At 74.5% G+C, this 16,815-nt stretch carries 10 protein-coding genes; 3 read left to right on the top strand and 7 right to left on the bottom strand.

Annotated features, from left to right (window positions below; genetic code table 11):
* Positions 1-145: 145 nt before the first annotated feature.
* Genes AB0G79_RS06885 through AB0G79_RS06875 form a run of 3 tightly spaced genes read left to right on the top strand, consistent with a single transcriptional unit; the run spans position 146 to position 7,391 of the window.
* Positions 146-3,499 carry an ABC transporter permease gene (locus AB0G79_RS06885; protein ID WP_360801269.1) on the top strand — a complete coding sequence of 1,118 codons (3,354 nt, stop codon included), beginning with the start codon at positions 146-148 and terminating at the stop codon, positions 3,497-3,499.
* 44 nt (positions 3,500-3,543) lie between these two features.
* Positions 3,544-6,435 (top strand): FtsX-like permease family protein, encoded by a 2,892-nt coding sequence (locus AB0G79_RS06880; protein ID WP_360801849.1) that lies wholly within the window; start codon positions 3,544-3,546, stop codon positions 6,433-6,435.
* Positions 6,432-7,391 carry an ABC transporter ATP-binding protein gene (locus AB0G79_RS06875; RefSeq protein WP_360801266.1) on the top strand — a complete coding sequence of 320 codons (960 nt, stop codon included), beginning with the start codon at positions 6,432-6,434 and terminating at the stop codon, positions 7,389-7,391. Before AB0G79_RS06880 ends, AB0G79_RS06875 begins: the two co-directional genes overlap by 4 nt.
* 171 nt (positions 7,392-7,562) lie before the next feature.
* Here AB0G79_RS06875 and AB0G79_RS06870 read toward each other — a convergent pair whose 3' ends face one another.
* The 7 genes from AB0G79_RS06870 to AB0G79_RS06840 all read right to left on the bottom strand — a co-directional run bounded on the left by AB0G79_RS06870 (position 7,563) and on the right by AB0G79_RS06840 (position 16,659).
* On the bottom strand, positions 7,563-8,222 hold the full coding sequence (locus AB0G79_RS06870; protein ID WP_360801264.1) for a hypothetical protein: 660 nt from the start codon (positions 8,220-8,222) through the stop codon (positions 7,563-7,565).
* Positions 8,219-8,644 carry a thioesterase family protein gene (locus AB0G79_RS06865; protein WP_360801261.1) on the bottom strand — a complete coding sequence of 142 codons (426 nt, stop codon included), beginning with the start codon at positions 8,642-8,644 and terminating at the stop codon, positions 8,219-8,221. The genes AB0G79_RS06870 and AB0G79_RS06865 overlap by 4 nt, the downstream gene beginning before the upstream one ends.
* A 5-nt stretch (positions 8,645-8,649) precedes the next feature.
* A complete protein-coding gene (ettA, locus tag AB0G79_RS06860) occupies positions 8,650-10,314 on the bottom strand; it encodes an energy-dependent translational throttle protein EttA (RefSeq protein ID WP_360801258.1) in 1,665 nt (554 codons plus the stop codon).
* Positions 10,315-10,599: 285 nt separating this feature from the next.
* Positions 10,600-12,129 carry an LAETG motif-containing sortase-dependent surface protein gene (locus tag AB0G79_RS06855; protein ID WP_360801255.1) on the bottom strand — a complete coding sequence of 510 codons (1,530 nt, stop codon included), beginning with the start codon at positions 12,127-12,129 and terminating at the stop codon, positions 10,600-10,602.
* 225 nt (positions 12,130-12,354) lie between these two features.
* Complete coding sequence (locus AB0G79_RS06850; RefSeq protein WP_360801252.1) at positions 12,355-12,816, bottom strand: single-stranded DNA-binding protein; 462 nt, start codon at positions 12,814-12,816, stop codon at positions 12,355-12,357.
* Between the two features lie 287 nt (positions 12,817-13,103).
* Positions 13,104-14,951 carry a GTPase gene (locus AB0G79_RS06845; protein ID WP_360801846.1) on the bottom strand — a complete coding sequence of 616 codons (1,848 nt, stop codon included), beginning with the start codon at positions 14,949-14,951 and terminating at the stop codon, positions 13,104-13,106.
* Positions 14,952-14,955: 4 nt separating this feature from the next.
* Positions 14,956-16,659, bottom strand: coding sequence for a dynamin family protein (locus AB0G79_RS06840; RefSeq protein ID WP_360801249.1), 1,704 nt, complete (start codon positions 16,657-16,659; stop codon positions 14,956-14,958).
* Positions 16,660-16,815 lie beyond the last annotated feature (156 nt).

Here is a 16,815-nt window from a genome sequence, read left to right as displayed (position 1 = left end):
TCCGGATCACCCCTGGAGCGACACATTCCGGAGCTGCGACGCCAAATAACGGTCACGATCCCATCAAGGTCGGTCCGCAAGCGGTTTCCAGCGACGGGTGCCCTCTGAAAGCATCCAAGGAACTTTCGGGGTTCCAGGGGGATGGGTGACGGGGTTCGTATTCCTGCGCGTCAGGGCGCACCGGCTGCTGCTCGCCGCCGCACTGCTCGCCGTCCTGCTGACGACGACCGTGCTGGCCACGCTCGCCGCCTTCTCGACGTCCATCGGGGACGCGGCGCTCCAGGCCGTGCTCCAGGGCCGTTCCTCCGCCGCCGCCTCGCTCGTCGTGACCGGACAGGTCGACGCCGCGAAGCGGACGAGCGCCGACGAGGCCGTGCGCGAGGCGGCGGGCAGGACCTTCGACGGGCTGCCCGTGACCGTCCGGCGCGTGGAGCGCTCGGGGCCGTACGCGCTGCCGCGGAGCCTCCAGCCGCCCGCGGCCCGCAAGGGCGACCCCGACCTGACGCACTTCGCCGCGTTCGACCGCGACCGCCTCTCCCTCGTCAAGGGCGCCTGGCCCTCGGCGGCGCGGCCCGGCGGCGTGGTCGAGTCCGCGATCCCCGAGGAAGCCGCCCGGCGCCTGAAGATCGGGCCCGGGACCGTCCTCACCCTCGACGACCGGCTCGCCGACGGGGAGGTACGGACCCGGATCACCGGCGTCTACCGGCCCCGCGACACCCGTGACCCGTACTGGCAGCTCGACCCGGCCGGCGGACGCGGCATCCGGACCGTCGCCTTCACCACGTACGGCCCGCTCCTCGTCGACCCGGCCGTCCCCGCCGCGATGGCGCTGAGCACCGGCACCACCGCGTGGCTCGCCGACCCCGACTTCCGCGGCGTCACGACCGACCGGATGGACGCCCTGCGCGCCTCGTCCACGGAGGTGCCGCGGGCGCTCGCCGAGAACACCGCCGCCTTCGGGACGACGATCAGCGCCTCGACCGCCCTCCCGACCGTGCTCGACGAGACCGGGCGGGCGCTGGTCGTCTCCCGTTCCACCGTCCTCATCGTCGCCGTGCAGCTGGTGCTGCTCGCCGCGTACGCGCTGCTGCTCGTCGCCCGGCTGCTCAGCACCGAGCGCTCCGGCGAGACGGCGCTGCTGCGGGCCCGCGGCGGCTCGCGCCGCCGGATCGCCTGGCTGGCCGCCACCGAGGCGCTGCTCCTCGCGCTGCCGGCCGCGCTCGCCGCCCCGCTCCTGACGGGGCCGCTGACCCGGCTCTTCGCCGAGCGGTCCGCGCTCTCCTCCCTCGGCGTACGGCTCGACACGAGCCCCTCGCTCCAGGTGTGGCTGGTCGCCGCGGGCGTGGCGCTGTGCTGCGCCGCCGCCGTCGTGGCCCCGGCGCTCGCCGCCGGAGACGGGTCCGTCGTCTCGCTGCGCAAGGGCCGGTCGGGAACGCTGCCCGCGCCCGTGCGCGCCGGGGCCGACATCGGTCTCCTCGTCATCGCGGGCGTCGCGTTCTGGCAGCTCCAGCGGCCGTCCGCCACCGGCGCCGCGCTCGGCGGGGACTCCGTCGACCCGGTGCTCGTCGCCGCGCCCGCCCTGGCCCTGCTCGCCGGGACCGTCCTGACGCTGCGCCTGCTGCCGCCCGCCGCCAAGCTGGCCGAGCGGCGCGCCTCGCGCGGGCGCGGCCTGTCCGCGGCCCTCGCGGGCTGGCAGTTCAGCCGCAGGCCGCTGCGCGGCGCGGGCCCCGTCCTCCTCCTCGTCCTCGCCGTGGCGATGGGCATGCTGACCATCGCGCAGAGCACCTCCTGGGAACGCTCGCAGCGCGACCAGGCCGACTTCCGGGCCGGCGCGGACGTCCGCGTCCTGGCCGCCGGGCCGGGCGAGCCGACGCAGACCGAACGCCTCGCCTCCGTGCCGGGCGTCACGGCCGTGGCCCCGGTGCACCGCGCCTCGCTCGACGTCGGCGGCAAGAACGCGACGGTCCTCGCCGTCGACACCCGCGAGGCCAGGGCCGGCCTGCTGATCCGTCCCGACCTGGCCGGGGCGCCGACCGCGGCCGAGGTCCTCGCCCCGCTGACGCCCCAGGCCGTCACCCGCCCCGGGCTCCCGCTGCCCGCCGGCACCCGGGCCCTCCACATCGACCTGCGCACCGACGCTCCGGCCCGCACCCCGGACGCCCGGGTGACGGCCCTCCTGGAGGACCCGGACGGCATCCCGTACCGGCGCGTCCTCGGCGCCCTTCCGTCCGACCGGCGCGGCCACCGGCTGACGCTCGACCTCGGCGACCTGACCGCCGAGACCGGAACCTCCGGCGGTACGGGCTCCGCGGGCGGCTCCGGCGGGCTGCTCACGCTCACCGGCCTGGAGGTCATCGGCTCGGTCGACGACGGCACCACCCGTCAGCACACCCTGCGCGTCGAGCGGTTCACCACCGTCTCCGGGGACGGCACCACGCGCGTCGACGCCCCCGGGGACGTCCTCGCCCTCTGGTCCCGCGCCGCCGACCAGACCCTGAACGGGGAGGAGCAGGTGCCCGTCACCACGATCGGCGGCCCCGGCTCCGCGGGGCCCGGCGGCACCCCGGCCCCGTACTCCGTCTCCTACGAGGTCGTCGGCAGGCTCGCGGGCGACCAGCTCTGGGGCCCCGAGGAGTACACGGTGAACCTCGTCGCGCCCGGGCCGAAGGCGCCCGCCACGCTGCCCGCCGTCGTCACCGAGTCCTACCTCGCCGCGACCGGGGCCAAGGTCGGGGACAAGCTGGAGATCAGCCTCGGCGGCAAGTCCGTCGGTATCACCGTCGCGCGCGTGGTCAGGGAACTGCCGACCACCGGTCCCGGTGCGCGGGCCGCCGCCGCGACCGTCACCGTCCCCGAGACCGGCGGCGCGGTCCTCGTCGACCTCACCTCCGCCAACCGGTTCCTGGCGGCCGACGAGACCGCGAGCGTGCCCGCCACCGAGTGGTGGCTGACCGTCGCGCCCGGCAGGTCCGACGAGGTCGCCGCCGCCCTGCGGGCCCGTCCGAGCGCCGACCCCGCGCAGGTCGTCGTCCGCGACGAGACCGCCGCGGAGCTGCTCGGCGACCCGCTCGGCGCGGGTCCCAACGCCGCCCTGATGGCGGTCGCGGCGGCCGCCGCGGCGCTCGCCGCCGTCGGCTTCGCCGTCGGCTCGGCGGGCGCGATGCGGGAACGTTCCGCCGAGTTCGGCGTGCTGCGCGCGCTCGGCACCCCGCAGCGCCGCCTCGCCCGGCTGATCGCCGCCGAGCAGGGCGTCCTCATCGCCGTCGGCCTGCTCGTCGGCGTCGGCATCGGCGCCGTCCTGGCCCGGGCCGTCGTCCCGCTCGTCGTCCTCACCGGCCAGGCCGCCAGGCCCGTACCGCCGGTTCTCGTGGAGCTGCCGCTCGGCCAGGTGGCGCTGCTGCTCGCCGGGGTCGCTGCCCTGCCGCTCGCGATCGTCGCGACGATCGCGCTGCGCCGGACCGACCCGGTCGTGACCCTCCGCCACCAGGGGGAGCACTGATGACCGCCGAGCGCCGACCCGAACTCCCCAGGGAGAGCACCGACATGCCCCGGACCCCGTCCGCCACCCCGCCCGAGAAGCAGGCCCGTGCCGTCGCCCCCTGGGTGCGGACCCGGCTGCGGACCGCGCCCTGGGCCGCCGTCTCCCTGGCGCTCCTCGTCCTCGTCACCTCCTACCTCGCCGCCGCGCTCCCACGGGTCGTCGACGCGTACGAGACGGAGGGCCTGCGCCACGAGATCGCGACCGCCCCGCCGCACAGGACCGTCCTCGACCTGACGGTCCCGCTGCGCATCAACGAGCCGCGCTCGAACCTCACCCCCGCAGTCCTCGGCACGAAGCGCGACCGGCTGCGCGCCCTCTTCCCCGAGCCGCTGCGGACCGACCCCGAGCAGACCGTCCACGGCATCCGCACGGTCACCCGCGTCCAGGGCCTCGACCGGTGGCTGCCCCGGCCCGACGGCATCAGCCCCGAGTTCGTCCTCTCCTCGCCGTCCGACCTGACCGCCCACGCGACCGTCCGCCAGGGCCGCCTGCCCGCCGGAACGGCCGACGCCCCGGAGGCGGCGGTCACCGCCGCGACCGCGAAGTCCCTGAACATCAGGCCCGGTTCCGTCGTCCACGTGCCCGGCAAGTTCAGCTCCGAGCCGCTCGCCGTGACCGTCACCGGGATCGTCGAGCCGCGCGGCCCCGAGTCCGCCTACTGGGCGGTCGAGCCGCTCCTGCGGACCCCCGCGCTCGCCCCGCTCGTCGGCGACGAGGTGAAGTACTACTGGCAGGCGGCGCTGCTCCTCTCCCCCGTCTCCGCACCGATCCTTCCCGCGACCACCGGCGAACCCGAGCTGTTCTGGCGCTTCATGCCGACCTCGGACCACCTCACCGCACGCGACGTCGACCGGCTCGCCACCGCCCTCGACAGCGTCGGCACCGGGGCCGACCTGGCCGACATGCGCCAGGTCATGGGGATCAACGGCGCCGCCGCCACCGAACTCGACGCCCTCGTCGGCGACTTCCGCTCGATGCGCCAGGCGATCGACCCCGTCGTGGCCGTCGCCGTCTTCGGCATCGGCGCCGTCGCCGCCGTCGTCCTCGCCATGACCGGCGGCCTCTTCGCCGCCCGCCGCGACAGCGAACTCTCCCTGCTGCGCTCGCGCGGCGCCTCGCTCACCGGCATCGGCCTGCGGCTCCTCGGCGAGACCTCGGCGGTGACGATCCCGGCCGCGGCCCTCGGCCTCCTCCTGGCCGTCGTGACCGTACGGCCCCCGGAGGCCGCGGGCGGCGGCCCGGGCTCCGGCCTCCCCCTCACCTCCTCCGTCCTCGCCGCCGCCTGCGTCGCGCTCCTCGCCATGCTCGTGCTGCCGCTCCGCGCGGTCGTCCTGCACCGCCGCCCCCGCCTCCACGGAGGACGCGACGACCTCCTCGACGCCCGCCCGTCCCGCCGCCGCACCGTCGCCGAACTCACCCTGCTCGTCCTCGCCGTGGGCGCCGTCGCCTCGCTGCGACTGCGCGGAGGATCCGCCGCTCCGGACGGCTCCGGGTCGGGCCCCGGCCAGGGCGGGGCCGGCTCCGGGGCGGCCGGGGGCGGGGGCTCGGCGGACCTGCTCCTGAGCGCCGCGCCGGTCCTCGTCGGGATGATCGCCGCGCTCGTCCTCGTACGCCTCTACCCCCTGCCCCTGCGGTGGCTCGCCCGGCCCGCGCGGCGGCTGCGCGGGGCCGTGGGACCGCTGGCGCTCGCCAGGGCCGGACGCTCCTCGTCCACCGGCGCGCTCCCGCTGCTCGCGCTCGTCCTCGCGCTGGCCACCGCCGCGTTCGGCGGCTCCGTCCTCGGCGGCGTCGCCGAGGCCCGCGACCGGGCCGCGCTGCTCGCGACCGGCGCGGACGCCCGGATCGAGGGCTCCGTCGAGTTCACCCCGGTCCCCGAGGGGCTCACCGAGGCCGTACGCGGCACGGCGGGCGTCCGGGACGTCGCCGCCGTGCAGATCGAGTACGGCGTCTCCCTCCCCTCCCACCAGGGCACCACCGCCCCGGCGATGAGCACCCCCCTCGTCGGCGTCGAACCCGACTCCTACACGCGCCTCGCCGCACGCACCGGCTTCGGCCCGTTCCCCGCCGCGCTCCTCGCCTCCACCGGCCGGGGCGGTGAGGACGCCGTCGCCGACACCGCGCGCGTCCTGCCCGCCGTCGCCTCCCCGTCCGTCGCCGACCGGCTCGGCACCGAACCCCTGGAGATCATCTCCGCGGCCGGTGTCTTCCGCGTCAAGGTCGTCGCCGTCCGGTCCACCACCCCGGCCCTCACCGGCGCCGACTTCCTCCTCGTCAACATCGCCGACCTCACCCACCCGCAGCCCACCGCGCTCCTCGTCACCGGCACCGCCGCCAAGGGCCCCGCCCTGCGCGCCGCCGTCACCGGCAAGGCCGTCAAGCCCGACGACTTCGCCGTCACCCTGCGCGGAGAACTCCGCTCCACCTACGTGGACTCGCCGCTCCAGAGCGGCGCCGAGCGGATCTACGCGGCGGCCATCGGCGCGGGCGCCGGATTCGCCGCCGTCGCCGTCCTGCTCTCCCTCATGCAGAGCGCGCCGGAACGCACCAAGCTCCTCGCACGACTGCGGACCATGGGCCTCACCCGCAAGCAGGGCCGTCGCCTCCTCGGCCTCGAAGCCCTCCCGCAGGCGGTCCTCGCCGCCCTCGGCGGCATGCTCGCCGGCTGGGCGACCGTCCCGCTGCTCGCCCCCGGCATCGACCTCTTCCGGCTGGCCCTCGCGACGACCCCGGGCCTCTCGGCGCTCGACAGCGCCCCACTGCGGGCGGACCCCTGGTCGCTGGCCCTGCCCGCACTCGGCGTCGTCCTCCTCACGGGGGCGGCGGCGCTCGGGCAGGCGTGGTGGGCCGTACGCAGGGGCTCGATCCAGGAACTCAGGGCAGGAGACGCACGATGACGCAGACCGACAGCACGGTTTCGGGGACCACCCTGGAGGAGCTCGAGCGGCGGGCGAACGCGCACCGCGACCGGCCCTCGTACGGCCACGACGCCCTCATCGCCTGCGACCGGCTCGTCCGGATCTTCACCACCGACGGGGTCGAGGTGCAGGCGCTCCAGGGCCTCGACCTCCTCGTGAAGGAGGGCGAGTTGATGGCCCTCGTCGGCGCCTCCGGCTCCGGCAAGTCGACCCTGATGAACATCCTCGCCGGCCTCGACGTCCCCACCGCGGGCGCCGCCCGCGTCGCCGGTTCCGACCTGCTCGCCATGGACGGCAAGGCCCGTCTCCGCTACCGCCGCGAGGTCGTCGGCTTCGTCTGGCAGCAGACCGCCCGCAACCTCCTGCCCTACCTGACGGCAGCTCAGAACGTGGCCCTGCCGATGCAGTTGCGGGGACGGACCAAGCGCAAGACCGAGCGCGCCGAGGAGCTCCTCGCCATGCTCGGCATCGCCGAGGTCCGCGACCGGCGGCCCCACCAGCTCTCCGGCGGGCAGCAGCAGCGGGTGGCCATCGCCGTCGCCCTCGCCAACAACCCGGCCGTCCTCCTCGCCGACGAGCCGACCGGCGAACTCGACTCGGCCACCGGCGAGCAGGTCTTCGCGGCCTTCCGCCGCGCCAACGAGGAGCTCGGCACGACCATCGTCATCGTCACCCACGACCAGGCCGTCGCCTCCGAGGTCCGCCGCACGGTCGCCATCCGCGACGGCCGCACCTCCTCGGAGGTCCTGCGCCGCACGGAGGTCGACGAGCAGGGCCAGGAGTCCCTGGTGGCACGGGAGTACGCGATGCTCGACCGCGCGGGGCGGCTCCAGCTCCCGGCGGAGTACACCAAGACGCTCGGGATGGAGCACCGCGTGGCGCTCGAACTGGAGCAGGACCACATCGGGGTGTGGCCGGACGACGTGGAGCACTGACGGCGTCCAGCGCTGAGAGCGGGGAGCACTGACGGCCTCGAAGGCTCGTCCTCGCCGTGGCTGCCGGGCCTCCTCGCGGTCCTGGCGCCGGCGGCACCGACGGCGGGCGCGCGCCACGTCGCCCTGCGCGAGAGCCGCCCGGCGCCGGGGCGCGGGCGGGTCGGGGCCGGGTCAGCGGGGCGCGACGCCCAGCGAGAGCGGGACGGTGCGGAGGGCCACGGAGCCGTACGGGGTACGAAGCCGGAGCCACGGCCCGGAGGCGAGGAGCGCGACGGGGGCCTCGCCCGGCGGCAGGAAGCCGAGCGACTGCGCGGCGTGGACGGCCCGCAGCGGAAGGCCGGTGGTGCCGAGGGTCCTGGTCCAGATCGCGCGCCCGATGGCGTCGCGCTCGGCCCTCGTGCGCCGCTCCTCGGGCAACTCCGCGTCGCGCGCCCGGAATTCGGCGACGGCGGCGGCGACGGCGCCCCGCATGTCGGCGACGCCGGGGAGCCCGGCGACGGGTGCCCAGCCGGAGCGGGGCGGGAGGACGCCGGTCCACGGCGGGCCGGTGACGGCGCCGGGGACGACGGCCTTGCCGCCGGACTCCTCGATCCCGTCGAGGAGTTCACCGGCGGAGACGGTGACGTCCAGGTCGACGGGGTCGGCGAGCCGGGCCGTGCGGATCGCGAGGACCTCGAAGGACGGCGGGCGGCCGAAGACGGCCAGGGCCCCGCCGCCCGCCTGGAGGCGGACGGCGGCCGCCCGGTCGTAGTGGACCAGGCGGGTCAGGAAGGCGGCGAGGGCCGCCGCCTCCCTGGGGTCGGCGAAGTGGAGCGGCGCGAGCACGGTCATGCGGCGGAGTTCATCCCGTCGTCCACGTACTCCTCCAGGAAGTGGCGCTCCTCGGCGGTGATCCGCCGGGGGCGCTGCGTCTCCAGGTCGAAGGGCACGACGACCGTGGACGCGCGGACGTACACGACGTCGGCGTCCTTGATCTCGTAGGCGATCGTCAGGGACGCCGCGCCTATCTTCGTCACCCACGACTCGATGGTCACCGGCTCGTGCCGGTGGACCAGCGGCCGCTTGTAGTCGATCTCGTGCCGGGCCACGACGGACCCGCCGGAGAACGAGGGAGAACCGTCCCCCGGCGCGAGCCGGAACATGAAGTCGATCCGCGCCTCTTCCAGGTACCGCAGGAAGACGACGTTGTTGACGTGCCCGAAGGCGTCCATGTCCGACCAGCGCAGGGGACAGCTGTAGATGTGTCTGGCCACCGACCTCAGCCTCGGGTCAGCTTCTTGTAGGTGGCACGGTGCGGACGGGCGGCGTCCGGACCGAGGCGCTCGATCTTGTTCTTCTCGTACGACTCGAAGTTGCCCTCGAACCAGAACCACTTCGAGTCGCCCTCGTACGCCAGGATGTGCGTGGCGACCCGGTCGAGGAACCAGCGGTCGTGGGAGATGACCACGGCCGCACCCGGGAACTCCAGGAGCGCGTTCTCGAGCGAGGACAGGGTCTCGACGTCGAGGTCGTTGGTCGGCTCGTCGAGGAGCAGCAGGTTGCCGCCCTGCTTGAGGGTGAGCGCGAGGTTGAGGCGGTTGCGCTCACCGCCGGAGAGCACGCCGGCCGGCTTCTGCTGGTCCGGGCCCTTGAAGCCGAACGCGGAGACGTAGGCGCGGGAGGGCATCTCGACGTGGCCGACGTTGATGTAGTCGAGCTCGTCGGAGACGACGGCCCACAGCGTCTTCTTCGGGTCGATGTTGGCGCGGCTCTGGTCGACGTACGAGATCTTGACGGTCTCGCCGACCTTGACGCTGCCGGAGTCCGGGGTCTCCAGACCCTGGAGCATCTTGAAGAGCGTGGTCTTGCCGGCGCCGTTCGGGCCGATGACGCCGACGATGCCGTTACGGGGCAGGGTGAAGCTCAGGTCGTCGATGAGGACCTTGTCGCCGAAGGCCTTCGAGAGGTTCTCGACCTCGACGACGATGGAGCCCAGGCGCGGGCCCGGCGGGATCTGGATCTCCTCGAAGTCCAGCTTCCGCATCTTGTCGGCCTCGGCCGCCATCTCCTCGTAGCGGGCGAGACGGGCCTTCGACTTGGCCTGGCGGCCCTTGGCGTTGGACCGGACCCACTCGAGCTCTTCCTTGAGCCGCTTGGCGCGCTTGGCGTCCTTCTGGCCCTCGACCTTGAGTCGCTCGGACTTCTTGGTCAGGTAGGTGGAGTAGTTGCCCTCGTACGGGTGGGCGCGACCGCGGTCGAGCTCGAGGATCCACTCGGCGACGTTGTCGAGGAAGTACCGGTCGTGGGTGATGGCCACGACGGTGCCCTTGTACTGCGCGAGGTGCTGCTCCAGCCAGTTCACCGACTCGGCGTCGAGGTGGTTGGTGGGCTCGTCGAGGAGCAGCAGGTCGGGGGCCTCGAGGAGGAGCTTGCAGAGCGCGACGCGGCGCTTCTCGCCACCGGAGAGGTTGGTGACGGGCCAGTCGCCGGGCGGGCAGCCCAGGGCGTCCATGGCCTGCTCCAGCTGCGTGTCGAGGTCCCAGGCGTTGGCGTGGTCCAGGTCCTCCTGGAGCTTGCCCATCTCGTCCAGGAGCGCGTCGGAGTAGTCCGTCGCCATGAGCTCCGCGACCTCGTTGAAGCGCTTCAGCTTCTCCATGGTCTCGGCGGCGCCCATCTGGACGTTCTCGAGGACGGTCTTGGTCTCGTCGAGCTTCGGCTCCTGCATGAGGATGCCGACGGAGAACCCGGGCGACAGGAACGCGTCACCGTTGGACGGCTGCTCCAGGCCGGCCATGATCTTCAGAACGGTGGACTTACCGGCACCGTTCGGGCCGACCACACCGATCTTCGCGCCCGGCAGGAAGCTCAGCGTCACGTCATCGAGGATGACCTTGTCGCCGTGCGCCTTGCGCGCCTTGCGCATCGTGTAGATGTACTCAGCCAAGAGAAACCGTCCGGCAAAGAGTGAGTGGGCAGATACACCCCATCTTGCCTGACCGCCACCCTCAGGCGGAAACCGGCGGGGGCGGAGCCGGGGTGCGTTCCGGGGCGCGCCGGAGGTGTTCCGGGGGCGCGACCGGCCTGTTTTCGCGGTGGAACGGAGCCCGGACGTGCGACGACCCCGGACGCGGGAGCGGTCCGGGGTCGTGCCGGGGTCGTGCGTGAGCCGCCGGGGGCTCACGGAGTGACGCGGATCACGCACTCCGTGTGCCCCGGGGCCCGGGTCGGCCTACTGGCCGGCGGCCTTCTTCTTGCGGAGGAAGAACACCGCGCCGCCGCCGACGAGGACGAGCGCGACGGCGATGCCGGCGATCATCGGGGTGGCGTTGGAGCTACCGGTCTCGGCGAGGTCGCCGCCGCCGGTGGTGCCGGTCGTGCCCGTGGTGCCGGTCGTCCCGGTGGTGCCGGTGGAGCCGCCCGCGGTGCCCGCCTCGGTGCTGGTGGAGGCCGACGGGGTGGGCTCGGTGGTCGCCGGGGTGGAGGCCGAGGTGGACGGGGTCACCGACGGGGTGGCCGTGGAGGGCTCCGTGGAGGGGGTCTGCGAGGGCTGCGGGCCGGGGGGAGCCGTCTGGCAGTCCAGGACGCCCTCGAAGGTCTCCTCGAAGCCGTTCGGGCCGGTGATCGTGAACTTGTACGCCTCGTCCTCGGCGACGGGGACCGCGATGGTCTTCGTCTCGCCCGGGGCGACCGTGTGCGAGGTGCCCTTCAGGTCGAAGGACCAGGGCTCGGTGCCCTCGTTGGTCGCGATGACCTCGAGGCCGCCCTTGGCGCAGTCCTTCGCGACCGTGACGGCCGGGACGGCGCCGGACTTCGCCCAGCTGGCGACGGCCTTGGCGTTGACGGTCGACTCGCTGGAGCCGGCCAGGATCAGGGTCTGCGACGCGCCCTCGGTGGAGACGAACGCGCGGCCCAGCGGGACCTCGGTGGTGGCCTCGGCGGTCAGGTCGGCGCTGCCGTCGGCGGCGTCGGCGGGCACGTCGAGGAAGAGCTCGGTCTTGCCGGCCTTGACCTGGCTGACGGGCTTGCCGTCCTTGTCGACGAGGGTGACGCCCGCCGGGGAGCCGGCGGCGAGGGCGACGTCGGCGGTCTCGGCGTTGGTGTCGACGACGACCGGGCCGATCTTCTCGCCGGGCCGGCCCGCGACGGACGCCGGGGACAGGCTCAGAGAGGCCTTGGGCTCGGCGAGGTTGGCCGCCTTCGCCAGGAGGTACTCCTTGAGCTTCTGGGCGTCCGGGTCCTTCGGCGTCACGGACTTGACGTCGTCGGAGAGGGTCCAGATCGCGGCCTGCGTGCCGGCCGCGGCCTCCTTCTTGTCGAGCTCGACGCCTCCGAGCTTCGCGCCGAGGGCCTCGGCGGAGAGCTTCGGGTAGCCGTTCTCAAGGATCCAGAGGATCTTGCCGGCGTCGTTGTTGTCGTGGAGGGAGGACTCGCTCCAGCCGACTTCCTTGTAGGAGAAGTCGTGGTGCGCCGGCGTGTGGAGGTCGATGCAGTAGGTGAAGAGGGTGCCCCCGCCGTCGACCTCCATCTTGAACAGGCCGCCGCTGACGGTCCAGTCGGTGCCGTCGTTCTCGACGATCTCGACGGCGCCGGCGTCCTCCGTCAGCGAGCCGAGCTTCGCCGTGACGCCACCGCTGCCCGTGGCGTCACCTGCGGCGAGCGCCGGTCCCGCGGTCGCTATGGAGCCGACCGCGACGAGCCCGGAGACCAGCGTCGCGGCGGCCAGACGGGCGGATACACCACGCCCACGAACTGAAAACATTGATTCCCCTCCGGGCGAATCACTCCGCGAACGTGGTCGGTTCGCGTGGGGGGAGGACTCGCCTGCGCACTCAGCAGGACTCGATGGGCTCAGATGCCTCACGAGTACCCGGGAATCCTAGGGACGTGGAACCCCCAGGTGTCCGGTCCTGCGGTCAGATAACCATTCCGTCTCGAAATCGTTATGCGCCCCGCGTGTTGGTCGACAAATCCCCACAACACATGGTCAGGGAACGGTTACGAGCTGCGTCGTCGCGGTCATCCACGGGTCCGCTTCGCGCCCACGACCGCCCGTCAGTTCGTCCGTCGCGACCGCCGGTTGGGGCTCGGACCTGCTCGTCCGCCGGAAGGCCGCCGTCCCGCGCGTCAGATCGTGCCCGACGGCCACCGCGGCCACGTCGACGAAGGTCTTGCGCTGCCCGTCGCGCTCGTCCTCGCGCACCCGCAAACGCCCGTGCACCACGAGCGGTTCGCCGACCGTCACCGAGGCCGCCAGATTCGCGCCGAGCGTCCGCCAGGCCGACACCGTGTAGAAGCTCGTGCTCCCGTCGGTCCAGAGCGCGCGCTCGCGGTCCCAGCGGCGCGAGGTCACCGCGAAGCGGAACCTCGCCACCCCGCCGGCCGCCGTCTCGCGGTACTCCACCGCCGTCGCCACGTTGCCGACGAGCGTCACGGTCGTCTCGTTCATGATTCCGCCCCCACCTGTGCCGTTGATCCTGGTCGGCACCATGGTGGGGGCGGGGGAAGAATCTCGCCGCGGCCTGTGGACAGACCGGCGATTGTGGACAACTCCCACACTCGGAAGCGTGGTTTACGCCGCGGAAGGGCGGTGTGCTCCGCCTCGCGCGGCGCGGCGGCCTACCGCACGGCGTATCGCACGGCCTCGCACGGCGCGGCGGCCTACCGCACGGCGTATCGCACGGCCTCGCGCGGCCTATCGCGCGGCCTATCGCGCGGCGGCTGCCACGCAGCGTCCTATCGCGCACCCGCCCTCGTCGCGCCCATCCGCGTCGCGCCCGAGCGGCTCCCGCCGACCACCCGCGCCGAGGGCCGGACCCCGGTCATCGTCCCGGTCCCCCTCCCGCTCACCGTCGCGTACTGCTCGCGGACCTCCCGGTAGCGCATCAGCTCGGCCGCCACCGGGTCGAGGACCCGGGCCCGGCCGCAGGCCGCGGCCGCCTCCCGCAGGGCGCGCTCGGCCTCCTGCCCGTACCGCCGCGCCGGCCCCTTCACCGCGCCCTCGCAGGCCCATTCGACCAGCGGCCCGCCGATGATGCCGCCGACCATCACGAGCACCGGCGGCAGCAGCCCCGGCTGGACGACGCCGACGATCTGGCCGACCAGCCACAGGGCGCCGAAGACCTGGAGGAGCGTCATGACGGCCTGGAGCAGGACCGCCGCGGGCCACCAGGCCGGCCGTGGCGGGCGCGCGGCCGGGTCGCCCAAGCCGACCGTCAGCTCGTCGAGCGCCTCGGGAAGCCCGTCGGCCCCGCGCGCGGCGGCCTCGCGGACCGCCTGCGCCCAGGGGGCGGGCAGCCCGCGCGAGGCCTCGTCGGCGACGATCCGTACCGCCTGCTCGACGCGCTGGCGTGCCGTCAGCTCGTCCTCGACCGGGGACTCCGGACGGGGGTCGGTGGAGCCGTGCGCGCGCAGTCGCCCGTACCAGCGGTAGAGCCGCAGCCACGGCGTCCCGCAGGCGCGGATGGCGCCGCGCCGCCAGACCCGCTCGGCGGCCTCGCCCGCCGCCTGGGCGCCGACGGCGACGGCGAGCCGGTCCGCGAAGTCCTCCCGGGCGCGCTCGTCGAGGCCGGGGCGGCCGTCGGCGACGTACGAGGAGCGCAGCCGGCCGGCGGCGGCGTCGATGTCGGCGGCGATCCGCCGCTCGGGCGCGGTCCTCTCCTGGACGAAACGGCCGACCAGTTCACGCAGTTCGGGTACGCCGTCGCCGGTCAGCGCGGAGACGGCGAGGACGGTGGCGCCGGGCTCGCCGTGCTCGCCGAGCGCGACGCCGTCCTCGTCGAGGAGGCGGCGGAGGTCGTCGAGGACGAGGTCGGCGGCCTCGGTGCCGAGCCGGTCGATCTGGTTGAGGACGACGAAGGTGACCTCGGCGTGCCCGGCTAGCGGGCGGAGGTAGCGCTCGTGGAGTGCGGCGTCGGCGTACTTCTCGGGGTCGACGACCCAGATGACGGCGTCGACCAGGCCGAGGACCCGGTCGACCTGGTCGCGGTGGGCGGTGACGGCCGAGTCGTGGTCGGGCAGGTCGATGAGGACGAGGCCCTGGAGTTCGGCGTCGGCCGCGCCGCCCGCGAGGGGGCGGCGGCGCAGCCGGCCGGGGACGGCGAGCCGGTCGAGGAGTCCGGCGGCGCCCTCGGACCAGCTGAGCGCGATGGGCGCGGAGGTGGTGGGGCGGCGCAGGCCGGTCTCGGAGACGGGGACGCCGGCGAGGGCGTTGAAGAGCGTGGACTTGCCGCTGCCGGTGGCGCCGGCGATGGCGATCACGGTGTGCCGGGAGGAGAGCCGCTGACGGGCGGCGGCCTCGTCGAGGACGCGCCCGGCCTCGGCGAGGGCGTCGCCCTCCACGCGCGCGCGTGACAGGCCGACGAGCTCGTGGAGTGCGTCGAGGCGGGTACGGAGGGGGCCGCCGTAGCTCCCGCCGAGAGGCGGCAGGGCGTCCTCCTCGGGCGTCGGGTCCGCGGGCGGCTCCTCCTTGAGGGCGACCCGCTCGCCGGCGCGGCGCGCGATCAGCCCGTCGTCCCAGCGCCCACGGCCACCGCGGCCGCCACCGCCACCACCGACGTCGTCCCGAGCGTCACCGTCGTCCACCACGTCACTTCTCCTTCTGCAGTACGGAGAGCGCGGCGATGAGCTCCGCCTGCGGCTCGGGGGTCACGTCAAGCCCGTCGAGGGGCGCGAGGCGCCGGTCGCGCTCGGCGTGCAGGACGCGGTCGACGTACGAGAGGACGAGCTCGCCGCCCCTGTCGCGCAGGCGCAGGGCGGCCTGGGCGCCGAGGAGTTCGGCGAGCCGGTCGCCGGCGGCCCGCGCGCGCCGCCCGCCGAGGAGGGAGGCGCCGAGCAGCGCGGCGACGGTGTCGGCCTCGGGGACGCCGGTGCGGGATGCGCGGGCGGCACGGGAGCCCCGGACGCGCTTCTTGACGGCGACGCCCCCGCCGGAAGTCCCGGTGGGCGCGCCACCGGCCGCGCGGCCGTCGGGGCGCTCCACCCCGCGGGCCTCCCCCACCTCCTCCTCGGCGATCTCCTCCAGGACCCGCCGCCAGCGCCGTACCTCGACGCCGATCCGCTCCCCGGCGTCCCGCTCGCCCCCGGCCCGCACGGGCCCCAGGGCGGCGGAGGCCGGGTCGCGGTGCCAGGTGTCCCGTACGCGCTCCTCGGCGGCGGCCACCGCGCAGTGGAGGAGGGCGGCGAAGGACTCGGCGAGGGCGTCGAGGAGCTCGTCGGCGGTGGAGTCACGGGGGTAGGCGCGCCAGCGGGTGCGGGCGTCGCCGGCGAGGACGGCGCCGCGGGTGAGCTGCTGGCGTACCCGCGTGCCCTGCTCGCGGTAGGCGGCCTCGACGACGCCGCCGAGGCGGACGGCGGAGGCGTACTGGGCGGCGACGGCCCCGGCGAGCTCGGGGAGGCGGGTGTCGAGGGAGTCGATGACGCCGGAGGCGGTCCGGTCGAGGGCCTGCTGACGGGCGGCCGGGTCCTCGGCGCAGTGGGCGAGCCAGGCGCGGAGCGGGGCGACGGCGGACTCGGGGAGCAGGCCGCTGCCGCCGCCGGCGGACTCGGGGAGCTCGGGGATGGTGAAGCGGGGCACGTCGCCGAGCCCCGCCTTGTCGAGCAGCGCCTCGTACTGCCGCGACACCTCCCCGATGACCTGGTGCGGGACGCGGTCGAGGACGGTGACGAGGGTGGCGTCGTACTCCTTGGCGGTACGGAGCAGGTGCCAGGGCACGGCGTCGGCGTACCGGGACGCGGTGGTGACCATCACCCAGATGTCGGCGGCGCAGATCAACTCGGCGGCGAGGAGGCGGTTCTCGACGACGAGGGAGTCGATGTCGGGCGCGTCGAGCAGGGCGATGCCGCGGGGCAGGGAGGCTGCGGTCTCGACCCGCAGCGCGTTCTCCTCCGGCGGGTCCTCGACGGGGTTCTCCTCGTCGGCCTGGGGCAGCCAGACGCGGGTGAGCTGCGGGAGGACGCGCATGCCGGCGAACCAGTGGTGGTCCTCGGGATGGCAGACGAGGACCGGGGTGCGGGTGGTCGGCCTGAGCACCCCGGCCTCGCTGATGCGCCGCCCGACAAGGGAGTTGACGAGCGTGGACTTCCCGGCGCCGGTGGAGCCGCCGACGACGGCGAGGAGCGGCGCGTCGGGATCCTTCAGACGGGGCACCAAGTAGTCGTCGAGCTGTGCGAGGAGCTCGGCTCTGGTCTGGCGGGCGCGTGAGGCGCCGGGAAGGGGCAGTGGGAGACGCACGGCAGCGACACGGTCGCGCAGGGCGGAGAGTGCGTCGATCAGCTGAGGCCGTTCGTCCAAGGTCACCACATGCGAAGAATGCCCAATTTATGAGTGTTTTTGAAGCGTATAAGCGCCCTGCGCGCCGAGAGAAAGGACGGGCGACCGACCACGGAGGCATAACGAGTGCACAACACCCGCCCCCAGTGGCGTGAAAAGCGCTGCGCGAATCGCACC

Source organism: Streptomyces sp. NPDC020807 (assembly GCF_040641575.1).
GTDB lineage: Bacteria > Actinomycetota > Actinomycetes > Streptomycetales > Streptomycetaceae > Streptomyces.
The sequence above is the reverse complement of the archived record's forward strand: the minus strand, read 5'-3'. Positions and strand labels throughout refer to the sequence as shown.

Bases quoted from the DNA above. Each gene is read 5' to 3' on its own strand.
- AB0G79_RS06880 (WP_360801849.1), top strand. From the start codon at position 3,544: ATGCCCCGGACCCCGTCCGCCACCCCGCCCGAGAAGCAGGCCCGTGCC.
- AB0G79_RS06875 (WP_360801266.1), top strand. From the start codon at position 6,432: ATGACGCAGACCGACAGCACGGTTTCGGGGACCACCCTGGAGGAGCTC.
- AB0G79_RS06870 (WP_360801264.1), bottom strand. From the start codon at position 8,222: ATGACCGTGCTCGCGCCGCTCCACTTCGCCGACCCCAGGGAGGCGGCG.
- AB0G79_RS06855 (WP_360801255.1), bottom strand. From the start codon at position 12,129: ATGTTTTCAGTTCGTGGGCGTGGTGTATCCGCCCGTCTGGCCGCCGCG.
- AB0G79_RS06850 (WP_360801252.1), bottom strand. From the start codon at position 12,816: ATGAACGAGACGACCGTGACGCTCGTCGGCAACGTGGCGACGGCGGTG.